Source organism: Palleronia marisminoris, from assembly GCF_900172315.1.
GTDB classification, from domain to species: Bacteria; Pseudomonadota; Alphaproteobacteria; order Rhodobacterales; family Rhodobacteraceae; genus Palleronia; species Palleronia marisminoris.
In genome coordinates this window covers 116,581-137,916 of sequence record NZ_FWFV01000007.1, presented here as the reverse complement: position 1 = coordinate 137,916, position 21,336 = coordinate 116,581, and the positions used below count along the sequence as shown (strand labels likewise).

Below are 21,336 nucleotides of genomic sequence, written 5' to 3'. Positions count from 1 at the left end.
GTCAGCCTTTCACGCCGGGGTGGCCGGCCGCTCGCGGGAAACGACATCGCGCCGCGCATCTGCGCCACGAAGGCCTTTCCCCTTGGCCGTAACGCCGCAATCCGCCTATACGTCGCAAAACGCAGCAGGAAAGGCGACTGCCCCATGTCCGCGAAGCTCTCTGCCATCGACACCGCCAAGTTCGTGGCCGCCAAGCGGGCCTGCGATTTCATCGAGGACGGGATGCGGGTCGGTCTCGGAACAGGCTCGACGGCCGAGTGGCTGGTGCGGTGCCTGGGCGAGCTGGTCGAGGACGGGCTGAAGATCACCGGCGTGCCGACATCGACGCGCACCGCGAAGCTCGCGCGACAGCTGGGCATCCCGATCAGCACGCTGGACGAGGTGAAGTGGCTCGACCTCACCATCGACGGCGCGGACGAGTACGACCCCGACCTCAACCTCATCAAGGGCGGCGGCGGCGCCCATCTGCAGGAAAAGATCGTTGCGACAGCCTCGGACCGGATGATCGTGATCGCCGACCGCACCAAGCAGGTGGACATGCTGGGCGCCTTCCCCCTGCCGGTCGAGGTGATCCCCTTCGGCTGGCAGACCACGAAGGCGCTGCTGGAAGAGACCATCGCCGCGCTCGACGTGATGGGCGACCGGATAGAGCTGCGGATGAACGGCGACGCCCCCTACATCACGGACGAGGGCAACCACATCCTCGACCTGCACCTCGGCCGGATCGGCAACCCGCGGCAGACGGCGCTGGTGCTGAACCAGATTCCCGGCGTGGTCGAAAACGGGCTCTTCATCGACATCTGCGACATCGTGGTGACAGGCAACGGCGACGGCCGCGTGCAGGTCAAGGACATCAACGTGGGCACCACCCAGGAAGACGTAATCGAGTTCGACGAGGACGAGAACATCTTCGCCGATCTGGACTGAGGTCGGTTCGCAGTTGCCGGCGGTCGGTCGGGCGACCCTAGAAATCCAGGGTGATCCGCCGGGTCAGCCCGACACGCATGCCGTACTGGTCCCGGTCGCCGTTCTCGACGATCGGGCTTTCGGCGGCGTCACCCACGAAGCGGTCGTAGGTCACGGCACCTTCGACGCCCCAGTTCTCGGTGAAACGATACTCGGCGCCGACCTCGACGCCGGCGCTGATCACGCCGCCATCCGCATCGTAGGCACCGAAATTCGGGGTCGCCGTGGGCACGTCGAAATAGGTCGAGGCATAGTCGTCCGAGCCCAGCAGGACGCGCGGGCCGGCCGACAGGGTCAGACGCTCGGAGGGTTGTGCCTTCAGGTCAGCGCCAAGCTCACCCACGAAGCTCTCGTGGCCGTTGAAGCCGTAGCGTACGTCCGCGAAGGCGTCGAAGCGCTGTGAGCTGTAGCCGATGCCAAGCCCGACCTCGTAGGTAGCGTCCACGTCGGACAACCCGTCAAGCTCGGGGCTGTCCTCGGCAGTGCGCTCGTCGATGTAGCGGAACGAGCCGCGCAGGCCGACGCCCTCGGGCTGGTAATAGGGATCGGCCGAACCGAAGTTCAGCGGACCGACGTTGAGGGAATTCAGCGAGAAGCCGAAATCGGGGCCGAACTCGTAATCGTCCGAGCCGAAATACTCAGGCGCCGTCGCCACGCCGCCGCGCAGCGTGAAGACGAGGTTGGGCGCAGGCTCGGCCACGGGCGCCGCGTAGACCGGCGCCGGCTCGGACGCAGGCATCGTCAGATTGCCGGCAAACGCGGCCGGGGCGGCAACGATCAGCGCGATGGCGGAGATGGCGCGAGTGACGGTCAAGGCAAAGTCCCTGCTGGCGGTTCGCCCCGACAATAGTCCGGCGATTGCGTCTTCAACAAGGCTGGGGGGCGAAGGTTCTCTTTTACGTGAAAATTGCTGGCAGCCTTTGCGATTATGCAACACCGACGTATATGGCGGTCCATGTTGTCCGATCTCCTTCGCCGTCTCACGGCGCCCGAACCCGAACAGATGCCCGATGGCGATGCGCGCCTCGCGCTGACGGCGCTACTGGTCCGCCTGGCAAAGGCCGACGACACCTATGACGCGGCCGAACGCGAGCGCATCGACCGCACCGTGGCCAGCCGCTACGGCCTTGCCCCGGACGCCGCGCGGCAGCTGCGCCAGGAGGCCGAAGCGATCGAGGCCGAGGCCCCCGACACGGTGCGCTTCACCCGCGCGATCAAGGACGGCGTGGCCTACGATGACCGGATCGGCGTGATTGAGGCGCTGTGGGACGTCGTGCTGGCTGACGGGCACCGGGACGAGGACGAGAACGCGCTGATGCGGCAAATCGCGCCGCTTCTGGGCGTGAACGACCGGGATTCGAACATGGCGCGGCGTCGCGTCGAGGATCGCCGCGCCTGACATTGCATTTTGCGCTCCGATGCGTCCTAGTCCGCCGAACCATGTCGGAGACCCCGTGACCGCGCCCGTTCTGAATATCAAAGACCTGCACAAGAGCTTCGGCGACCTCGAGGTCCTGCGCGGTGTCGATCTGGCCGCCCCGCGCGGGCATGTCGTGTCGCTGATCGGTTCGTCCGGCTCCGGCAAGTCGACCCTTCTGCGCTGCTGCAACCTGCTCGAGGACAGCCAGCAGGGCGAGATCGCGTTCGAGGGCGAGCCGGTGCGCTGGAAGGGCCACGGTGCCGATCGCCGCCCGGCAGACCCCAAACAGGTCACGCGCATCCGCACGAACCTGTCCATGGTGTTCCAGTCGTTCAACTTGTGGGCGCACATGACCGTGCTGCAGAACGTCATGGAGGCCCCGGTCCACGTCCTCAAGCGCGACCGCGCCGAGGTCGAAGCGGCCGCGCGCGGCTACCTCGACAAGGTCGGCATCGGCGACAAGGCCGACCGCTACCCGGCCGAGCTGTCCGGCGGCCAGCAGCAGCGCGCCGCGATCGCGCGCGCCCTGTGCATGGAACCCCGCGCCCTGCTGTTCGACGAGCCGACCTCGGCGCTCGATCCCGAGCTGGAACAGGAGGTCGTGCGCGTCATCAAGGCGCTGGCCGAAGAGGGCCGGACGATGATCCTGGTGACCCACGACATGAACATGGCGCGGGATTGCTCGGACCACGTGATCTTCCTCCACCAGGGGCGGATCGAGGAAGAAGGCGCGCCCGACCGCCTGTTCGGCAACCCCGAAAGCGACCGCCTGCGCGGGTTCCTCAGTTCGACGACCCCGGGCTGAGTCAAAGGGCCCGGAAACTGCCCATCCGTGGCCGGACCGCCCTCATGTTCCTCGCCCCCACCCGCGCAACGCCTTGACCGCCCCGGCATTCTTGTCTTTCCCCCCGACTTCGGGGCACTGTTCCCCCACAAACAAAGAACCAACGGGAGACTACCGCATGAACCGACTGATCCTCGGCACCGCGTTCCTGGCCCTCACGGCCGGCGCCGCCCTCGCGCAGGACACCGTGCGCCTCGGCACCGAAGGCGCCTACCCTCCGTACAACTTCCTGAATGACGACGGCGAAGTCGCCGGTTTCGAGCGTGAGCTGGGCGACGAGCTCTGCACGCGTGCCGAACTGACCTGCGAATGGGTGACGAACGACTGGGACTCGATCATCCCGAACCTGCAGTCGGGCAACTACGACGCGATCATCGCGGGCATGTCGATCACCGAGGCGCGTCGGGAAGTCGTCGATTTCTCCGAGAACTACACCCCGCCGCTGCCGTCGGCCTACGCGGCCCTGTCCGAGGATGTCGATGTCGAAGGCGGCGTGGTCGCGGCGCAGACCGGCACGATCCAGGCCGATCACGTCACCAGCACCGGCGCCACGCTGCTGGAGTTCCCGAACCCCGAAGACACCGTCGCCGCCGTCCGTAACGGCGAGGCCGATGCGGTCATGGCCGACAAGGACTTCCTGACCTCCTATGTCGAGAACAACGACGACCTCGTGTTCGTCGGCGAGGATGTCGCGCTCGGCGAAGGCATCGGCATGGCCTTCCGCCAGAGCGACGCCGAACTGCGCGAGACCTTCACTGCCGCGATCCAGAGCATGAAGGAAGACGGCTCGCTGAACGAGCTGATCGCCAAATGGCTGCCCGACACGCCCGAGTTCTGATCTGATCCACGGGCGGGCGCCTGATCGCGCCCGCCCGACTTCGTTTCCCGGATACGCCGGCCGAACACGCGCCGGCTTGGACAGGCCCCCTTCCCGTGTTCCCGAACTGCGCCGATCCTGTTAGCCTCGACGGCCTCGCCTGGCTTGCCTGCTACCTGACCACGGGCAAGCACCTTGCGTTCTATGCCTCGTTCGGGACGGTGCTCTTGCTGCTTGCGATCACGGCGCCGGTCGCGCTGGCGTTCGGCTTTGGCGGCGCCATGGCGGCGCGGGCGCGGTTCTGGCCGGTCAAGCTGCTGGGCCGGACCTATATCTCGATCGTCCGTGGCGTGCCGGACATCGCTTTCTTCCTGTTCTTCGTCATCGCGCTCGACCAAGGGGTCGAATGGCTGCGCCACCAGGCCGTCTGCCCCGACTGGGCCCAGGCCATCCGCCAGGGAAGCGAGTTCCTCGTCTGCCCGGCCGCCAAGACCCCGTCGAACAACGCGCCGCAATGGGCGCACGAGGTCTACGGCTTTGCCATCGCCGTCTTCACCTTCGCCATCGTCTTCGGCGCCTTCGCGGCCAACGTCCTCTTCGGCGCGATGATGGCCGTGCCCAAGGGCCAGCTGGAAACGGCGGCCGCCTATGGCATGAGCCGCGCCCAGACCTTCCGCCGCATCATCGTTCCGCAGATGTGGATCTACGCCCTGCCCGGCCTGTCGAACCTGTGGATGGTGCTCATCAAGGCGACGCCGCTGCTGTTCCTGCTGGGGATCGAGGACGTCGTCTACTGGGCGCGCGAGCTTGGCGGCACGAAGACGCCGAACTTCACCGACTACCCGCACGGAGACTGGCGGATGTGGTATTTCCTGGCGCTGCTGATCTTCTACCTCATCCTCACCCGCGTGTCCGAGGTCGTGCTCGACCGGATCATGGCGCGGCTGTCCATCGGTCAGGCGGTCGCCCAATGAGCTGCTGGCAGACGATACAGGACTACGCCCTGCGCTCGCTCGGGATCGGCGAGCGGCTGTTGCCGCGCGAGGATTTCACCCTGTGCCAGCAGATCACGCTGATCGGGTCGGGGCTGATCTGGAACGTCTACTTCGCAGTCGCGGCCTTGGCCCTCGGCTTCGGGCTTGCCGTTGCGCTTGCGGTCGGGAAGGCATCGCGGAACCGGCTGGCGAGGAAGCTTGCCGACTGGTTCATCCTGCTGTTCCGGGGCTCGCCGCTCTTCATCCAGTTCTTCTTCGCCTATTTCGCGTTCCTGTCCCTCAAGGGGCAGACGGCGCTGGCCGATCCGCTGACCGCCGCGTGGCTGGGCGCGACGATCATCCTGTTCTGTAACACCGCCGCCTACACGGGCGAGATCTTCTACGGCGCGCTGAGGGCCATTCCCCGCGGCGACATGGAGGCCGCGGCCGCCTATGGCCTGACCGGCTGGACAAGGTTCCGCCGGATCACCTTCCCCACCATGCTGCGCCTCGCCTGGCCCGCCTACACGAACGAGGCGATCTTCCTCTTCCACGCGACGACGCTGGTGTTCTTCTCGGGCTTTCCGGCGTGGCAGCAGCGGGGCGATGCGCTCTATTACGCCAGCTACTTCGCGGACAAGACCTTCAACCCGTTCGTGCCCTACCCGATCCTCGCGGGCTATTTCATCCTTCTGACGCTGTGCATCGTGCTGCTGTTTTCGCGCGCGTCGAAGCGGCTGAACCGCCACCTGCCGCGCGAGAGCCAGCGCCGCCTGCGCCTGCGCCCGAACTTCATGCGCTGACGCTCAGTTCTGCCGCAGCACCGCGCCGGGGTTCATGATGCCCTTGGGGTCGAGTGCCGCCTTGATCGCGCGCATCGCGGACAGCTTCGCGGGGTCACCATAGCGTTCGAGGATGCCGACCTTCAGCCGCCCCACCCCATGCTCGGCCGAGAACGAGCCGCCCCGCAAAGCGACCTCTTCGTCCACGATCCCGCGCAGATCCTCGGCGCGATCGGCGTAGTCGGATTTCGACCGACCCTCGGGTGGGAACAGGTTGTAGTGCAGGTTGCCGTCGCCCAGGTGGCCGAAACAGTTGATCCGCAGGTCCGCCACCTGCCGCAGCCGGTCGCCGCAGCCGTCGATGAAGTCGGGGACCGCCGAAAGCGGCAGGGCGATGTCGTTCGACACGATCGCGCCGATGCGCTTGTTCGCCTCGGGGATGTTCTCGCGCACGGCCCAGAGGTCGCGGCGCTGCGCCTCGCTGGAGGCGATCACGCCATCGCTCACCAGCCCCGCCTCGTGCCCTTCAATGAACAACCGCTCCAGCCGCTCGGTCGGGTCGTCCTCGGGGCCCAGCCCCAGGTCGATCAGCACCGACCACTCCGGCACATCGGCGAAGGGCAGCCTCACTGGCACGTCCGTGTCTTGCAGGAACCGCATCCCCTGGCCCGACATCAGCTCGAACGCCGTTACCCCGCCTAGGGGGAGCGCATGGCTCAGCAGCTTCAGCGCCGCCTCGGGGCTCTCGACCACCAGCACCGCCGTCCCCTCGCGCGCGGGGCGTGGGAACAGGCGCAACGCGGCCGCCGTGATGATCCCGAGCGTGCCTTCCGCGCCGATCAGCAGGTTGCGCAGGTCGTAGCCGGTGTTGTCCTTCCTGAGACGCCGCAGCCCGTGCAGGATCTCGCCCGACGGCAGCACCGCCTCGATCCCCAGCACGAGATCGCGCGCGTTGCCGTAGCGCAGCACCTGCACGCCGCCCGCATTGGTCGCCAGAAGCCCACCGATCCGCGCCGTTCCCTCGCTGGCCAGCGACAGCGGGAACAGCCTGTCAGCCTCCTCCGCGGTGGAGTGAACGTCAGCGAGGATGCAGCCCGCCTCGGCCACCATCACGTTCTCGGACGGATAGACGCCGCGGATGCGGTTCAGCCGCTCGGTCGATAGCAGGATCGGCGCTGCGTCGGGCATGGTCTGGCCGCCCACCAGGCCCGTACCCCCGCTCCAAGGCACCACCGGGACGCCCCGTTCGCCGGCGAAGCGGATGACGCGCGCGACCTCTTCGGTATCTTCCGGCGCAACCACCGCGCCCGCGCTGCCGCGCCATGTGCCGCGGGGTTCCGTCAGGTAGGTCTCCCCCGTTTCGCGCAGCGCGCCCTTGGACAGGAGGGGCATCAGATCGTTCAGCCAGTCAGCCGTCATCGCATTCCCGAAAGTGGTGGCAGGACGTACACCGTGGGCCGGTCGGGCAGATCACGCAAGCTGACTTCGATCGAAGGCTCCTCGCGCATCTCCACGGTGAACTCGCTGGAAATCCCGTCGAGGAACCGGCCCAGCGTCGCCGTGCCGAACCAGTGCATCGGCAGGATGACCGAGCTTTCCAGCCGCGTCAGCACGTCGATCATCGTGTCGAGGTCCACGGTCATCCCGCCGTCCACCGCGGCCATGACCACGTCCAAACGCCCAAGCGCGGCATACTGTGCCTCGTCCGGCTCGTGATGGAGGTGGCCCAGATGCCCGACGCACAACCCCGCAACCTCGAACACGAAGATCGAGTTGCCGAATTTCTCGACCCCCGAATACCCCGAGCGGATGTCGGTCGGCACGTTGCGCACGAAGATCTCTCCGACCTCCAGCCGGTGGTTATTGGGCGCGACCCCGTCGCCCCAGCCTTCAAGGACGTGGGGGATCCGCGGGTCGGGCGAGATCGTCCAATGCGAGGAATGCGCGTGGTTCATGGTGGCCACGTTCGGCACGATCGGCGCGCCCGCGAGCCAGCCGTTGTAGTCGGTCACGGCGGTGGTGCCGTCGGGCGCCTCGATCAGGAACTGCGAGTGGTCGAGGTAAGTCAGCCGCACCGTGTAATCGGGTAGCGCATCGCCCCAGGCAGCCGGCTGGACGTATTCGATGCCGGGCGCCGCGTCGGCGATCGCGATGCAGTGGCTCTGGCGATCCTGCGCGGCGAGGGGTGCTGTGGTCAAAGTGATGGCGAGGGTAAGACGTCGGAACATGGCGGTACCTCCTGCCCCGACGTTAGCCAGCCGCCGCGTACCGATCCAATAGCGGTGCCGTGATCGGCTATCCCGCATCGGTCCGGCCGCGGCGATCGGCGCGCAGATTGGCGTAGAGCACATGAGTGCGCCACCGGCCGGCGATCTGCAGGTAGGACTGCGCAACGCCCTCGTACTTGAAGCCCGACCGTTCGAGCACCGCGCGCGAGGCCTTGTTCTCGGGCAGGCAAGCAGCTTCGATCCGGCTGAGATCGAGGCGGTGGAAGGCATGATGGGTCAGCGCCTCGATGGATTCGCGCATGAAGCCCTGCCGCGCGAAGGGCGCGCCGATCCAGTAGCCCAGTGTCCCGGACTGCGCCGGCCCGCGCCGGATGTTGTCGAGCGTGATTGCCCCCACCAGCGAGCCCTCGTCGCGGCGAAAGATGAAGAGGGGCAGCGCGGTTTCCCCCCGCACCGACCGCTGCGCCCAATAGACGCGGTTGGTGAAGCTCTTGCGGGTCAGGTGATCGGGGGCCCAGACGGGCTCCCACGGCTGGAGGAACGACGCCGACTGGCGGCGCAGCTCGGTCCAGGCGCGGAAGTCGGTATGTTCGGGCGGACGCAGGGTCAGGCGGTCGCTCTCGACCCTGAGCCGCCGACGTCCGAATGCCATCACGCAGCCAGCCGGCCGGACAGGTCCGATAGGGCCGGCGCTGCACCCACGGGGCCGTAAAGCGCCATCGCGGGTGCGCTTTGGACCATGCGTTCGCCGAAGCCGCGCACCTGCGACAGGGTCACGGCGTCGATCCGTTCGACGGTTTCCTCGAGCGACGGGATGCGCCCCCAGATCGACAGGAGCCGCGCGAGCCGCTCGGCCCGGGCCGAGGCGCTTTCCAGCCCCATCAGAAGCCCCGCCTTCATCTGCGCGCGCGCACGCTCGACCTCGACCTCGGTCATGTCGTCGGCGGCGCGCTTCATCTCGTCGATGGTGACGTGGGCGAGGCTTTCGATCTCTTCGGGCGAGGTGCCGGCGTAGATCGTCATCAGCCCGCTATCGTCATAGGCGCCGGCCTGCGCGAAGATCGTGTAGCACAGACCCCGCCGCTCGCGCAGTTCCTGGAACAGGCGCGAGGACATGCCGCCGCCAAGCGCGCTTGCGTGGATCTGAGCCGCGTAGAAGTCGGGGTCGCGGTAGCTCGGCGCCTCGAAGCCCAGCGTGAAGTGGACCTGCTCCAGCTTGCGCTCTTCGCGGCGTTCGCTGCCGCGGAAGGTCGCGGGAACGAGGGGAGAGCCGGCTCGCGGCGCAAGGTGGCCGAACGATTCTTCGGCGAAGCGCACGATCGCGTCGTGATCGACGGAACCTGCAGCCGACAGAATCAGGTCGCCGGGGCCGTAGCGCTCGGTGACGAAGGTCGAGAGGTCGTCGCGGGTGAAGCCCGACACGCGCTCGGACGGGCCGAGGATCGACCGGCCGAGCGGTTGGTCCGGATAGGCCGCTTCCTGCAGCCAGTCGAACACGATGTCGTCGGGCGTGTCGTTGACCTGCCCGATCTCCTGCAGGATCACGCCGCGCTCGATCTCGATCTCGCGGGGATCGAAGATCGGGTTGAGCACGATGTCCGAGATCACGTCGAGCGCCAGCGGCACGTCCACCTCGAGCACGCGGGCATAGAAGGCCGTCATCTCGCGGCTGGTATAGGCGTTGATGTAGCCGCCCACGTCCTCGATCGACTCGGCGATCTCAAGCGCCGAGCGACGGTCCGTCCCCTTGAACGCCATGTGCTCGAGGAAATGCGCGATGCCGTTCTGCTCGATCCGCTCATGCCGCCCTCCGGCATTCACCCAGACGCCCACGCTCGCGGATTTGAGGCCGGGCATGTGTTCAGTCACGACCCGCAGGCCGTTGGGAAGGGTGTGGAGTTGGACGGTCAATTGATGCGCTCTTCGATAAGGGTCTGGATGTCGCCGACCACGTTCGGCACCGAGGTCATGCGCTCGGGCAGGTCGAACAGGTCGGCCATGCGCTCGGGCAGCGCCGGGCGGTGGCCGGTGGCGGCCTCGACCGCGTCGGGGAATTTCGCGGGATGCGCCGTGGCGAGGGTAACCATGAGGCTCTCGCCCAGATGCTCTTCGGCCACCTTCACGCCGACAGCGGTGTGGGGGCATAGCGTCTCGCCCGTCCGGGCATGCATGGCGCGGATCGTGGCGGCGGTTTCCTCTTCCGAGCAGGACCCCGAGTCGTAATCCTCACGCAGCGCCTGCATTGCGCCTTGGCTCACCGGAAAGCCGCCGTTCTGCTTCAGCTCATCCATCAGCTGCGCCACCGCGGCGCCGTCGCGATCATAGGCCATGAACAGCGCCCTCTCGAAATTCGAGCTGACCTGGATGTCCATCGAGGGGCTGATGGTGGGGCTGACCCCCTCCTTGCGGTGCTCACCGGTGGCGAAGGTGCGGTGCAGGATGTCGTTGCGGTTCGTGGCGATCACCAGCCGGTCGATGGGGAGGCCCATCCGCTTGGCGATCCAGCCTGCGAAGATGTCGCCGAAATTGCCGGTGGGCACGGTGAAGCTGACCTTGCGCGCCGGGGCGCCAAGCGCCGTCGCGGCACTGAAGTAATACACGACCTGCGCCAGGACTCGCGCCCAGTTGATCGAGTTCACCGCCGTCAGCCCCACGCGGTCGCGGAAGCCATGGTCGGCGAACATGTCCTTCAAGGCAGCCTGGCAATCGTCGAAATCGCCCTTCACCGCCAGAGCATGCACGTTCGCCTCGGAGGGCGTCGTCATCTGCCGGCGCTGCACATCGGACACCCTCCCCTCGGGGAAGAGGATGAAGCATTCCACGTTGTCGAGGCCGCGGAACGCCTCGATCGCGGCGCTTCCGGTGTCGCCGGAGGTCGCGCCTACGATTGTGATGCGCTCACCCCGGCGCGTCATCACGTCCTGGAACAGCTGGCCGATCAGCTGCATCGCGAAGTCCTTGAACGCGAGCGTCGGCCCGTGAAACAGTTCCAGCAGGAAGTGGTTCGGGCCGAGTTGCTTCAGCGGCGCCCGAGCGTCGTGGCCGAAGTTCTGGTAGGCGCGGGCGATCAGGTCCGAGAGGCGTGCCTCGTCCATGCCGGTGAACGGCTGCATGACCCGCAGCGCGATCTCTTCATAGGGGCGTCCGGCAAGCGCGGCGATCTCGGTCTCGGTGAAGGTCGGGATCGTCTCGGGTACATAAAGGCCGCCGTCACGGGCCAGGCCCGTCAGCATCGCGCCTTCGAAATCCAGGGCGGGCGCCTGCCCGCGGGTCGAAACATATCGCATTTCTCAGGCCTTCCTGCCGGTGCGGCCTGCCATACGCCAGCCCAGCAGCACTGTCATCCCCGCCCACAGGGCAGCGATGGAAAACCAGGTGATCGCGTATTGCAGGTGGTCATTCGGGATGTTGTCGATCGAGACGGGCAAGGGCATGACATCCGGCAGACCGGGATCGAGTTCGCGCGCGACGATCAGCAGCGGCTCTGTCCCGAGGGCGTCGGCCATCGCGTCCACGTCGCGGGCGAACCAGATATTCCGGTCACGCTCGGGCTCGGGGGTGAAGCGGTCGGTCTCGCGCGGCCAGTGGAGGTTGCCTGCCACGGTCAGTTTCTGCGCGGGACGCATCGGATCTTTCTCGGCGGTCGGAACGACGCCCAGGTCAACCATGACGCGCCGGGTCCCGGTTTCGAATGGCGCGATGATCCGGTAGCCGGCGCCGGTCTGACGGGTCGAGACCAGCACGTGCAACTCGGCACCCGTCGTCCGCCCGGTGGCCTCTACCGGCAGATAGCGGTCGGCCTCTGGCTGCGGGTCGGTCGGCAAGTCGACGGGGGGTGCCGAGATGCCGGTCTCGATTTCGTTCAGAAGCGTCATCTTCTGGTCGAGGCGGCTCACCTGCCAGAACCCCAGGGCAAGAAGCACGGCCAGCCCGCCGAGGCCGATGAACGCAAGTCCGATCCAGCGCATGACAATCCCTCAACGTCAAAGAGCGGCAGGGTTCCTGCCGCTCCTTTCGTCCTGTCCTCGGATGAGGCGTCAGGACCCCCAGATGTAGATCGACGCGAAGAGGAACAGCCACACCACATCGACGAAGTGCCAATACCAGGCGGCCGCCTCGAACCCGGTGTGGTGGTCAGGCGTGAAGTGCCCGGCCCGGACCCGGAGGTAGCAGACGAACAGGAAGATCGTCCCGATGATCACGTGCGCGCCGTGGAAGCCGGTCGCCATGAAGAAGTTGGCGCCGTAGATGTTCCCGGCGAAGCCGAAGGCGGCGTGGCTGTATTCGTAGGCCTGGAAGAACGAGAAGACGAGTCCCAGCAGAACCGCGATGATGATGCCGTTCGCCATGTCCTTGCGGTTGTTCTCGTGGACCAGCGCGTGGTGCGCCCATGTCGCCGCCGCACCCGAGCACAGCAGGATCAGCGTGTTGATCAGCGGCAGGTGCCACGGATCGAAGGTCTCGATCGCGGGGGGCGGCCACTGGCCCTCGCTGAACGTCTGCATCGGGTAGAGGGCGTGCTTGAAGAACGACCAGAACCACGCCGAGAAGAACATGACCTCGGACATGATGAACAGGATGAAGCCGTAGCGCAGGCCGATGCGGACCACGGGCGTGTGGTCGCCGACATTCGATTCCGTCACGACGTCCTTCCACCACGCGAACATCGAATACAGAACGATCACGAGCCCGATCGCGAACATGAAGGGCGTGATCCCGTGCATCCACATGACCGCGCCGAAGAGCATGACGAAGGCTCCGACAGCCGCGACGAAGGGATGCAGCGACGGTTGCAGGATGTGGTAGTCGTGGTCTTTTTCGTGCGCCATGGCGTCCCTCGGCTCAGTTGCTCGTGAGGCTCGCCTGCCGTTCTTCTTCGGGCAGGTCGATCTCGTAGAATGTATAGGAAAGCGTGATGTGCTTCACGTATTTCGCATCGCGGTGGTCGACGATGGCGGGATCGACGAAGAACGACACCGGCATCTGCACGCGCTCACCGGGTTGCAGCACCTGCTCGGTGAAGCAGAAGCAATCGATCTTGGAAAAGAACTGGCCCGCGTAGAACGGCGCGACGTTGTAGCTGGCCTGCCCCGCGATCGGCTTATCCGTGGGGTTGTAGGCCTCGTAGAAGGCCAGCCCGGTCTCGCCGATGCGGATTTCCATCTCGCGTTCGACGGGCTTGAACTCCCACGGCATGTCCTTTTCGAGCGTGGCATCGAAGCGCACGGAGATCGTGCGGTCGAGAACCTCGTCCGAGCCAGCCTCGGCGGTGTTCGTCGTACCCCCGTAGCCCGTGACGCGGCAGAACAGCGAGTAAAGGGGCACCGACGCCCAGGCCATCGCGCCCATGAAGACGATCACGCCGACCGTCCCGAAAAGGGTTTTGGTCTTGCCGTCCATCACTGCGGTGCCTCTTCGCCGGGGAGAAGCTCGGGTCGCACCACATGATCGAAACTTTGCGCGGCGCCGAGCTGCTTCACCTTCACCATCGTCAGACCGAAGACGACGCAGATGAGCCCGATGAGGACGACCAGCATCCCCACATTCCGCGACCGGCGACGGCGGTGGATCTCGTGCTCGGCGCGTATCATGCGATCACCCCCGCGGTCCGCAAGATCGCGTCGGTGAGCAGCGCGCCAAAGTGCAGGAAGAGGTAGAGGAGCGAGAACCTGAAGAACTTCTTCTCGACGAGGTAGCTGTCGGCCTCGGCCGCCTCTTCGTCGCGTCCGCGAATCTCCCACGCGCCCTTGATGAACCACGCGTTCAGCGCGATCGCGGTCACGAGGTAGATCGGTCCGCCGGCGGTCGTCAGGCCCAGCCAGACGGCGAAGGCGGCGAGCACCAGCGTGTAGGCGAAGATATGGCGCCGGGTCGTGCGGCGGCCGTGCGTCACGGTCAGCATCGGCACGCCCGCGTCGTCGTAGTCCGAGCGCATGAACAGCGCGAGCGCCCAGAAATGCGGCGGGGTCCACAGGAAGATCAGCGCGAACATCAGCACGGACTCGAGGCTCACCGAGCCCGTCGCCGCCACCCAGCCGATCATCGGGGGGAATGCTCCGGCGGCACCGCCGATGACGATGTTCTGCGGCGTCGAGCGCTTCAGCCACATGGAATAGACGACGGCGTAGAAGAAGATCGTGAAGGCCAGCAGGCCACCCGCCGCCCAGTTGGTCGCGAGCCCGAGCATCACCACCGCGAAGCCCGAGAGGGCAAGCCCGATAGAGAGTGCGTCCCGCCCCGTCACCCGACCCGACGGAATCGGCCGCTTGGACGTGCGACGCATCACGGCGTCGATATCGGCGTCCCACCACATGTTCAGTGCGCCGGCGGCACCGCCGCCAACCGCGATGAAGAGGATGGCGCAGAAACCCAGGAACGGATGCAGCGTCACCGGCGCCACCAGCATGCCGACGAGCGCGGTGAAGACGACAAGCGTCATCACCCGCGGCTTCAGCAGGGCGAAATAGTCGCCGAACTGGGCCTCGTGCTCTTCGTCAAGAATGGTGGCATCGGTCATGTGCGGTCCTTACTGCTCGACGATTGACGCGGCAGGCGCCTCTTCGATGTTCGTCGCCTCGTCCTCGACAACTCCGGCGTCGGCCTCGTTCAAGGTTGCGGCCGCGGGCGCCTCGACCGCACCGCCGGCATCCGCAACCTCACGCGGCGTGCCGCCGTACTCTGCGATCGCCCAGTCGAGCCACTCCTCGTAGGCCTCCTGGCTTACGACCTTGACCGTGATTGGCATATAGGCGTGGGCGATGCCGCAAAGCTCGGAGCATTGGCCAAAATATACGCCTTCTTCCTCGGCTTCGAACCACAATTCCGCGAGGCGACCTGGCACCGCGTCCTGCTTCACGCCGAAGGCGGGGATGGTCCAGGAGTGGATCACATCGGCCCCGGTCACCTGCACGACGACCGTGGCGCCCACGGGAACGACCATGGCGGTGTCGGTGGCGAGCTTGAACTCGTCCTCGGAATAGCCGGCCGCCTGCAACTGCTCGCGCACCTCGTCCGTAAGGCGGTTGTCTCCGCCGGTGAAGGGCGAGCCGATCATGTAGCTGTCGAACGAGAACCCGTGGTCGGGATACTCGTACCCCCAGAACCACTGGTAGCCGGTGGTCTTGATCGTGACGTCCGCCTCGGGAATCTCCTGCTGCTCGAACAGGACGGGAAGCGAGAACGCGCCGATGAAGACCAGGATGACGATCGGCACGATGGTCCAGGCGATCTCGATCGGAGTGTTGTGGGTGAAGGCCTGGGGCGCCTTCTTGCGGCGATGGCTGTAACGCACCAGCGCGAGGCCGATCAATCCGATCACGAAGACGGTGATGACGGTGATGATGATCAGCACCATCCCGTCGAGCCACTGCAGATCCCGCGCAAGCTCGGTCACGGCCGGCTGGAAGCCCGTGCCGCCATCCGAAGGCGCCCCGATGATCGGCAGGTCGCCGATCGGGTTCCCCTCCTGTGCGAGCAGTTGCCCGGGGAGAAGCGTGAGAAGGGCGGCAATGAGGTGGCGTGCGCGCATCGGCTCTTTCCTGTTCGGCTCGGTCGGGCAGCTTTCGCGCGCGCACGCCGATCCGGCGGCGCACTCGACCCGTGGAAAATTGGTGGCTTAAGACCATATCGGGGCCCGAACGGCAAGGCGCCGTGTTGCGTCAATTCGCCGTGCATCCACGCCGAGGCCCGCCGTGCCAGACCGGACCGCGGGATGGAAATGGCGGGCATCGCGCACATATCAGGCGGATCACGCAGACCGGAGACGACATGCCCGACGCCCCCTTCCGCCCGCTCGACACCCGGATCGACGAGGCAGCCGCCCTGCGCGCGCTGCGCCAGGCCACCGACGGAGCCGAGGATGGCGAACTCTTCTTCGAGAGAATGCGGTCTGAGTCGATCACCTATGACGACGGCCGTGTCCGCAACGCCGCCTATGACGCGACCGAGGGCTTCGGTCTGCGCGCCGTGAAGGGCGAGGTGACGGGGTATGCGCACTCGACCGAGTTGTCCGAGCAGGCGCTTCTGCGCGCGTCCGAGACCGCCCGCCTTGCCGTCGGGGATGGTGGCGGCACGATGGCCGATGCGCCCCCGGCGACGAACCGGCGGCTCTATGGCGACGCCGACCCGATGAACGACGCGGCCTTCGGCGTGAAGATCGAGACCCTGCGCGAGATCGACGCCTTCGCCCGCGACCTCGACCCGAGGGTGGTTCAGGTGTCGGCGACGCTCGCCGCCTCGATCCAGGAGGTCGAGATCCTGCGCCCCGACGGCCATGTCGTCCGCGACATCCGCCCCATGACTCGCCTGAACGTCGCCGTGATCGTAGAAGAAAACGGCCGCCGCGAGCAGGGCTACCACGGCGGCGGCGGACGCCACGCGCTGACCCCGCTCATCGACCGCGCCCATTGGGAGGACGTGACTCGCGAGGCCCTGCGCATTGCGCTGGTCAACCTGCGTGCCGAACCTGCGCCGGCCGGTATCATGGATGTCGTTCTCGGCCCCGGCTGGCCCGGCATCCTGCTGCACGAGGCGATCGGCCACGGGCTCGAGGGCGACTTCAACCGCAAGAGCCACTCGGCTTTCGCGGGCCTGATGGGGCAGCGCATCGCCGCACCCGGCATCACGGTTCTGGATGACGGCACCCTGCCCGACCGGCGCGGTTCGATCAGCGTGGATGACGAGGGCACGCCGTCGAACGCCACGACCCTGATCGAGGACGGCGTACTGGTGGGCTACATGCAGGACCGCCAGAACGCGCGCCTGATGGGCGTGGCGCCCACGGGGAACGGCCGGCGCGAAAGCTACGCCCACGCCCCCATGCCGCGGATGACCAACACCTACATGCAGCCCGGCACCGAAAGCCCCGAGAGCATCCTCTCGGGCCTCGACGACGGGCTCTACGCCGTGGGGTTCGGCGGCGGGCAGGTCGACATCACCAACGGCAAGTTCGTGTTCTCCTGCACCGAGGCCTACCGCGTGAAGAACGGCGTCGTCGGCGCGCCGGTCAAGGGGGCCACGCTGATCGGCGACGGCGCCACGGCGCTGCAGAAGATCAGGGGCGTCGGCAACGACATGAGCCTCGACCCCGGCATCGGGAATTGCGGCAAGGCTGGCCAATGGGTGCCTGTGGGAGTGGGCCAGCCGACCCTGCTGATCGGTGGGCTGACCGTGGGCGGATCCGCGGCCTGATTCCAGAATGGCGGCGAGGCGATGGGTGATTCTGCCCGCCGCCCCCAACCCTCGGTTGAAAAGCCCCGGCGAGTGAGAAAAATTTTCTCGTTTCCCCAGTTGGTTAACCGATCGCACGCAAAACGCCGGTTTTGGTTTACCGCCCGTTAACCTTTATGGACGACATCTGTGCCTGCAGGAGACGGAGCAAGGCGGGCAATGGAGTTTCTCCCTTCCACACCCCCCCTCATCCCCCCCCCCACCGAGGAAGACGCATTCGTCTGGCTTCGTCTCTTGCGATCTCGACGCGTCGGTCCCGCGACCTTCTTCCGCCTTCTGGCGGAGCATGGAAACGCCGGGGACGCGTTGATCGCCCTTCCGAAAATCGCCGCTGCTGCCGGGGTCGACAACTACTCCACCTGTCCTGCGGCCGTCATCCGGGCCGAGCTTGACGCAGGCCGCGCCATCGGTGCCCGGCCGTTGCTTTTCGGCAGCGCCGACTACCCCGAAGCCTTGGCCGAAATCGCGGACGCGCCGCCGGTCCTGTGGATGCGCGGCGATGCGCGCGTGCTGTCGCGTCCCGCCGTCGGCCTCGTGGGCGCGCGCAACGCGTCATCCCTTGGCCTGCGCATGGCGCGCGGGCTTGCCGACGGAATCGGCAGGGCGGGGTTCGCCACCGTTTCAGGCCTAGCCCGCGGTATCGATACCGAGGTTCACAAGGCAACACTCGAGACCGGCACGATCGCCGTCATGGCCGGCGGGCTCGACGTCATGTACCCGGCCGAGAACGCGGACCTCGCCGCCCGGATCGCCGAGACCGGCTGCCTCGTCAGCGAGCAGCCGATCGGCCTCAAGCCGCAGGCCCGGCACTTTCCGCGCCGCAACCGGCTTGTCTCGGGCCTGTCGCAAGCCCTCGTGGTGGTCGAGGCTGCGGCAAAGTCGGGCTCTCTCATCACCGCGCGGGACGCGCTCGACCAGGGGCGCGAGGTGCTCGCCGTGCCGGGGCACCCGTTCGATGCCCGCGCCGCCGGTTGCAACATGCTGATCCGCGACGGCGCCACCCTGATCCGAAACGCGGCGGACGTGCTGGCTGCGCTGCCTGATGCGACGGTCCATGTACCCCGGCGCACTGCGACACACACACCCGCCGCCGCCCCCGACGCGCCGCCTCCTCCCGACCAGATCGACGCGCGCGTCCTCGACCGGCTCGGACCCTCGCCCATCAGCGAGGACCAGATCCTGCGCGACCTTGGCCTGCCAGCTGGAAGCGTCTCGGATTGCCTCACCCGGCTCGAACTCGATGGCCTGATCGAGCGTGACGGGGGTGGTCTTCTGCGCCGCACCGGTTAAGCCGCGATTGACAAGGCAGTCCCGCTGCCCACATCTACCCGGCCAAACCCGAGCCCAGGGAGCATCATGCCCGTCGTCGTCGTCGAATCGCCTGCAAAGGCCAAGACCATCAACAAGTATCTCGGGCCGGACTACACGGTGCTCGCCTCTTACGGCCACGTCCGTGACCTGCCGCCGAAAGACGGATCGGTCGATCCAGACAACGAGTTCGAGATGCTCTGGGAAGTCGGCGCGGACTCCAAGAAGCACGTCAAGGCGATCGCCGACGCGCTGAAAGACGACAACAACCTGATCCTCGCCACCGACCCCGACCGCGAGGGCGAGGCGATCTCGTGGCACCTCGAAGAGACGCTGCGCGCCCGCAAGGCCATCAAGAAGGACACGCCGGTCAGCCGCGTGGTGTTCAACGCGATTACCCAGTCGGCGGTGACCGAGGCGATGAAGAACCCCCGGCAGGTCGATGCCCCGCTGGTCCACGCCTATCTCGCCCGCCGCGCGCTCGATTACCTCGTGGGCTTCAACCTGTCGCCCGTTCTGTGGCGCAAGCTGCCCGGCGCGAAGTCCGCCGGTCGCGTGCAGTCGGTCTGCCTGCGCCTCATCGTCGAGCGCGAGATGGAGATCGAGGCGTTCCGCCCCCGAGAATACTGGTCGGTCAAGGCCGAGCTTCAGACCCCTCGCGGCCAGACCTATACCGCCCGCCTCGTGACCTATGGCGGCAAGAAGCTCGACCGGTTCGACCTGTCCGACAGCACCCAGGCCGAGATGGCCGTGCAGGCCGTCGCCTCGCGTGACCTGAAGGTTGCCAGCGTCGAGGCCAAGCCCTCGACCCGCAACCCATCGGCCCCCTTCATGACCTCGACCCTCCAGCAGGAAGCGTCGCGCAAGTTCGGCATGGGCGCGCGCCAGACGATGAGCGCGGCACAACGCCTCTACGAGGCCGGCCTCATCACCTACATGCGGACCGACGGCATCGACATGGCCCCCGAGGCCGTGCAGGGCGCCCGCGAGGCGATCAAGGACCGCTACGGCGACAAGTACGTCCCCGGCTCGCCGCGCATCTACAAGAACAAGGCCAAGAACGCGCAGGAAGCGCACGAGTGCATCCGCCCCACCGACATGAGCAAGGCGACGGACGAGCTGCGCATCTCGGACAGCGACCAGCGCAAGCTTTACGACCTTATCTGGAAGCGGACGCTGGCCAGCCAGATGGAGGCCGCGCGGCTGGAACGCACAACGGTCGAGATCAAGTCCGCCGACGGCAATGTGGGTCTGCGCGCGACCGGCCAGGTCATCACCTTCGACGGCTTCCTGAAAGTCTATGAAGAAGGCCGCGACGAACCGTCCGAGGATGGCGACGACGCCCGCCTGCCCCAGATCCACGATGGCGAACCCGCCGCCTTCGCCGCGAATGGCCTGAAGCCCGAGGCCGAGAAGACCGAGACGAAGCACCTCAGCGACAACGGCGCGGTGCTGGCGCTGCAACACCACACCCAGCCCCCGCCGCGCTATACCGAGGCGACGCTGGTCAAGCGGATGGAAGAGCTCGGCATCGGCCGGCCCTCGACCTATGCGTCCATCGTGACGACGATCCAGGACCGCGAATATGTCCGCAAGGACAAGAACCGCCTGATCCCCGAGGACAAGGGACGGCTCGTGACCGCCTTCCTCGAAAACTACTTCCGCCGCTACGTCGACTACGGCTTCACCGCCGATCTGGAAGAGGATCTCGACCACGTCTCGGCCGGGGACGAGGACTACAAGCGCCTGCTCGAACGGTTCTGGCGCGACTTCTCGGCCGCCGTGGCCGAGACCAGCGAACTGCGCATCACCGAGGTGCTCGAGAAGATCAACGAGGTTCTCGAACCCCACCTATTCCCCCCGAAGGAAGACGGCACCGATCCTCGCCTCTGCCCGAATTGCGGCGAGGGGCGCCTTTCGATGCGGACGGCACGGTCGGGCGGCGCCTTCATCGGCTGCTCGAACTACCCCGAATGCCGCTTCACCCGCCCCTTCGGTCCGCCGATGGACGAAGCCGAGGCCGAGACCGCGATCCCGCCCGAAGGCAAGCTTCTAGGCGAGGATCAGGGCGACAAGATCTATGTCTTCAAGGGCCGGTTCGGCCCCTACGTCCAGCGGGGCGAGGTGACGGACGAGAACAAGAAGCCACCGCGCCAGTCGATCCCCAAGGGCTGGACGCCCGAAGAGACGACACTGGAACAGGCCGTGCGCCTATTGGCGCTGCCGCGCGAGATCGGTCCGCATCCCGAGGACGGCGTGATGATCTGGTCCAATATCGGGCGCTACGGCCCCTACATCAAACATGCCGAGACGATAAGCCACAAGGGCGGCACCAACGCGAACCTCGAGTCTGTCGAGGACGTGTGGGAGGTGGGGATGAACCGCGCTGTCCAGATCCTCGCCGACAAGCCCCAGCGCGGGCGCGCCGCCCCCGTTGCTCCGCTGCGCGAACTGGGCGAGCACCCGGATCGGGGTGGACCGGTCAACGTGATGAAGGGGCGCTACGGGCCTTACGTGAAATGGGAAAAGGTGAACGCCACCATCCCGGAGACGACCGATCCCGAAGCGATCACGCTCGACGAAGCGGTGATCCTTGTGGCCGAGCGCGAGGCGAAATCGGGCAAGAAGCCAGCCAGAAAGAAGGCGGCCACAAGGAAGGCCGCACCCAAGAAGGCGGCTGGTAAGAAGGCGGCAACCAAGAAGAAAGAAGACTGAGACCTCATCGACGGATCTTAGCGCCTTGTTAAGAGGGCGACCGTATCCGTGGCT

Annotated in this window: 21 protein-coding genes; 9 read left to right on the top strand and 12 right to left on the bottom strand. The window is 66.6% G+C overall.

The window, feature by feature from the left end:
* Window positions 1-144 precede the first annotated feature (144 nt).
* Window positions 145-927: a ribose-5-phosphate isomerase RpiA gene (gene rpiA, locus PAM7066_RS12850; RefSeq protein WP_085854616.1), complete on the top strand. Its 783-nt coding sequence runs from the start codon at window positions 145-147 to the stop codon at window positions 925-927.
* A gap of 37 nt (window positions 928-964) precedes the next feature.
* On the opposite strand, the gene PAM7066_RS12845 is transcribed toward rpiA, so the two are convergent.
* The gene (locus tag PAM7066_RS12845) at window positions 965-1,780 is read right to left on the bottom strand and encodes a MipA/OmpV family protein (protein ID WP_245749678.1); all 816 of its coding nucleotides are present in this window, start codon (window positions 1,778-1,780) and stop codon (window positions 965-967) included.
* A 141-nt stretch (window positions 1,781-1,921) separates the two neighbouring features.
* Here PAM7066_RS12845 and PAM7066_RS12840 point away from each other — a divergent pair, with 141 nt between their 5' ends.
* The 5 genes from PAM7066_RS12840 to PAM7066_RS12820 all read left to right on the top strand — a co-directional run bounded on the left by PAM7066_RS12840 (window position 1,922) and on the right by PAM7066_RS12820 (window position 5,824).
* Complete coding sequence (locus PAM7066_RS12840) at window positions 1,922-2,365, top strand: tellurite resistance TerB family protein (protein WP_085854615.1); 444 nt, start codon at window positions 1,922-1,924, stop codon at window positions 2,363-2,365.
* Between the two features lie 19 nt (window positions 2,366-2,384).
* Window positions 2,385-3,191: an ABC transporter ATP-binding protein gene (locus PAM7066_RS12835; protein ID WP_085854614.1), complete on the top strand. Its 807-nt coding sequence runs from the start codon at window positions 2,385-2,387 to the stop codon at window positions 3,189-3,191.
* A gap of 157 nt (window positions 3,192-3,348) precedes the next feature.
* Window positions 3,349-4,068, top strand: a complete 720-nt coding sequence (locus PAM7066_RS12830; RefSeq protein WP_085854613.1) for a transporter substrate-binding domain-containing protein — start codon at window positions 3,349-3,351, stop codon at window positions 4,066-4,068.
* A 95-nt stretch (window positions 4,069-4,163) separates the two neighbouring features.
* Window positions 4,164-5,021 (top strand): ABC transporter permease, encoded by an 858-nt coding sequence (locus PAM7066_RS12825; protein WP_085854612.1) that lies wholly within the window; start codon window positions 4,164-4,166, stop codon window positions 5,019-5,021.
* Window positions 5,018-5,824 (top strand): ABC transporter permease, encoded by an 807-nt coding sequence (locus PAM7066_RS12820; protein WP_085854611.1) that lies wholly within the window; start codon window positions 5,018-5,020, stop codon window positions 5,822-5,824. The genes PAM7066_RS12825 and PAM7066_RS12820 overlap by 4 nt, the downstream gene beginning before the upstream one ends.
* 3 nt (window positions 5,825-5,827) lie before the next feature.
* Here the strand turns inward: PAM7066_RS12820 and PAM7066_RS12815 are convergent, their stop codons facing one another.
* The 11 genes from PAM7066_RS12815 to coxB form a co-directional block, all read right to left on the bottom strand.
* A complete protein-coding gene (locus tag PAM7066_RS12815; RefSeq protein ID WP_085854610.1) occupies window positions 5,828-7,222 on the bottom strand; it encodes an FAD-binding oxidoreductase in 1,395 nt (464 codons plus the stop codon).
* Window positions 7,219-8,031, bottom strand: a complete 813-nt coding sequence (locus PAM7066_RS12810; RefSeq protein WP_085854609.1) for an MBL fold metallo-hydrolase — start codon at window positions 8,029-8,031, stop codon at window positions 7,219-7,221. Before PAM7066_RS12810 ends, PAM7066_RS12815 begins: the two co-directional genes overlap by 4 nt.
* A 67-nt stretch (window positions 8,032-8,098) precedes the next feature.
* Window positions 8,099-8,683 carry a GNAT family N-acetyltransferase gene (locus tag PAM7066_RS12805; RefSeq protein WP_085854608.1) on the bottom strand — a complete coding sequence of 195 codons (585 nt, stop codon included), beginning with the start codon at window positions 8,681-8,683 and terminating at the stop codon, window positions 8,099-8,101.
* Window positions 8,683-9,942: a M16 family metallopeptidase gene (locus PAM7066_RS12800; protein ID WP_085854607.1), complete on the bottom strand. Its 1,260-nt coding sequence runs from the start codon at window positions 9,940-9,942 to the stop codon at window positions 8,683-8,685. The genes PAM7066_RS12805 and PAM7066_RS12800 overlap by 1 nt, the downstream gene beginning before the upstream one ends.
* The gene (gene thrC, locus PAM7066_RS12795) at window positions 9,939-11,318 is read right to left on the bottom strand and encodes a threonine synthase (RefSeq protein WP_085854606.1); all 1,380 of its coding nucleotides are present in this window, start codon (window positions 11,316-11,318) and stop codon (window positions 9,939-9,941) included. The genes PAM7066_RS12800 and thrC overlap by 4 nt, the downstream gene beginning before the upstream one ends.
* A 3-nt stretch (window positions 11,319-11,321) precedes the next feature.
* Complete coding sequence (locus PAM7066_RS12790) at window positions 11,322-11,999, bottom strand: SURF1 family protein (protein WP_085854605.1); 678 nt, start codon at window positions 11,997-11,999, stop codon at window positions 11,322-11,324.
* Window positions 12,000-12,068: 69 nt separating this feature from the next.
* Window positions 12,069-12,860, bottom strand: coding sequence for a cytochrome c oxidase subunit 3 (locus tag PAM7066_RS12785; RefSeq protein WP_085854604.1), 792 nt, complete (start codon window positions 12,858-12,860; stop codon window positions 12,069-12,071).
* A gap of 13 nt (window positions 12,861-12,873) precedes the next feature.
* The gene (locus PAM7066_RS12780) at window positions 12,874-13,431 is read right to left on the bottom strand and encodes a cytochrome c oxidase assembly protein (RefSeq protein WP_085854603.1); all 558 of its coding nucleotides are present in this window, start codon (window positions 13,429-13,431) and stop codon (window positions 12,874-12,876) included.
* Window positions 13,431-13,622, bottom strand: coding sequence for a cytochrome c oxidase system small membrane protein (locus tag PAM7066_RS12775; protein WP_085854602.1), 192 nt, complete (start codon window positions 13,620-13,622; stop codon window positions 13,431-13,433). Before PAM7066_RS12775 ends, PAM7066_RS12780 begins: the two co-directional genes overlap by 1 nt.
* Window positions 13,619-14,548 (bottom strand): heme o synthase, encoded by a 930-nt coding sequence (gene cyoE, locus PAM7066_RS12770; RefSeq protein ID WP_085854601.1) that lies wholly within the window; start codon window positions 14,546-14,548, stop codon window positions 13,619-13,621. Before cyoE ends, PAM7066_RS12775 begins: the two co-directional genes overlap by 4 nt.
* 9 nt (window positions 14,549-14,557) lie before the next feature.
* Window positions 14,558-15,559 (bottom strand): cytochrome c oxidase subunit II, encoded by a 1,002-nt coding sequence (coxB, locus tag PAM7066_RS12765; protein ID WP_085854600.1) that lies wholly within the window; start codon window positions 15,557-15,559, stop codon window positions 14,558-14,560.
* Between the two features lie 239 nt (window positions 15,560-15,798).
* Here coxB and tldD point away from each other — a divergent pair, with 239 nt between their 5' ends.
* The 3 genes from tldD (at window position 15,799) to topA (ending at window position 21,282) form a co-directional block, all read left to right on the top strand.
* Complete coding sequence (tldD, locus tag PAM7066_RS12760) at window positions 15,799-17,220, top strand: metalloprotease TldD (RefSeq protein ID WP_085854599.1); 1,422 nt, start codon at window positions 15,799-15,801, stop codon at window positions 17,218-17,220.
* 198 nt (window positions 17,221-17,418) lie between these two features.
* Entirely contained in the window at window positions 17,419-18,549 is a 1,131-nt protein-coding gene (dprA, locus tag PAM7066_RS12755) for a DNA-processing protein DprA (protein WP_085854598.1), read from the top strand.
* Between the two features lie 66 nt (window positions 18,550-18,615).
* Window positions 18,616-21,282: a type I DNA topoisomerase gene (topA, locus tag PAM7066_RS12750; protein ID WP_085854597.1), complete on the top strand. Its 2,667-nt coding sequence runs from the start codon at window positions 18,616-18,618 to the stop codon at window positions 21,280-21,282.
* Window positions 21,283-21,336 lie beyond the last annotated feature (54 nt).

Coding starts and splice junctions, on each gene's coding strand:
- rpiA (WP_085854616.1), top strand. CDS start 145: ATGTCCGCGAAGCTCTCTGCCATCGACACCGCCAAGTTCGTGGCCGCC.
- PAM7066_RS12840 (WP_085854615.1), top strand. CDS start 1,922: ATGTTGTCCGATCTCCTTCGCCGTCTCACGGCGCCCGAACCCGAACAG.
- PAM7066_RS12835 (WP_085854614.1), top strand. CDS start 2,385: ATGCGTCCTAGTCCGCCGAACCATGTCGGAGACCCCGTGACCGCGCCC.
- PAM7066_RS12830 (WP_085854613.1), top strand. CDS start 3,349: ATGAACCGACTGATCCTCGGCACCGCGTTCCTGGCCCTCACGGCCGGC.
- PAM7066_RS12820 (WP_085854611.1), top strand. CDS start 5,018: ATGAGCTGCTGGCAGACGATACAGGACTACGCCCTGCGCTCGCTCGGG.
- PAM7066_RS12815 (WP_085854610.1), bottom strand. CDS start 7,222: ATGACGGCTGACTGGCTGAACGATCTGATGCCCCTCCTGTCCAAGGGC.
- PAM7066_RS12810 (WP_085854609.1), bottom strand. CDS start 8,031: ATGTTCCGACGTCTTACCCTCGCCATCACTTTGACCACAGCACCCCTC.
- PAM7066_RS12805 (WP_085854608.1), bottom strand. CDS start 8,683: ATGGCATTCGGACGTCGGCGGCTCAGGGTCGAGAGCGACCGCCTGACC.
- thrC (WP_085854606.1), bottom strand. CDS start 11,318: ATGCGATATGTTTCGACCCGCGGGCAGGCGCCCGCCCTGGATTTCGAA.
- PAM7066_RS12790 (WP_085854605.1), bottom strand. CDS start 11,999: ATGCGCTGGATCGGACTTGCGTTCATCGGCCTCGGCGGGCTGGCCGTG.
- PAM7066_RS12785 (WP_085854604.1), bottom strand. CDS start 12,860: ATGGCGCACGAAAAAGACCACGACTACCACATCCTGCAACCGTCGCTG.
- PAM7066_RS12780 (WP_085854603.1), bottom strand. CDS start 13,431: ATGGACGGCAAGACCAAAACCCTTTTCGGGACGGTCGGCGTGATCGTC.
- PAM7066_RS12775 (WP_085854602.1), bottom strand. CDS start 13,622: ATGATACGCGCCGAGCACGAGATCCACCGCCGTCGCCGGTCGCGGAAT.
- cyoE (WP_085854601.1), bottom strand. CDS start 14,548: ATGACCGATGCCACCATTCTTGACGAAGAGCACGAGGCCCAGTTCGGC.
- coxB (WP_085854600.1), bottom strand. CDS start 15,559: ATGCGCGCACGCCACCTCATTGCCGCCCTTCTCACGCTTCTCCCCGGG.
- tldD (WP_085854599.1), top strand. CDS start 15,799: ATGCCCGACGCCCCCTTCCGCCCGCTCGACACCCGGATCGACGAGGCA.
- dprA (WP_085854598.1), top strand. CDS start 17,419: ATGGAGTTTCTCCCTTCCACACCCCCCCTCATCCCCCCCCCCACCGAG.
- topA (WP_085854597.1), top strand. CDS start 18,616: ATGCCCGTCGTCGTCGTCGAATCGCCTGCAAAGGCCAAGACCATCAAC.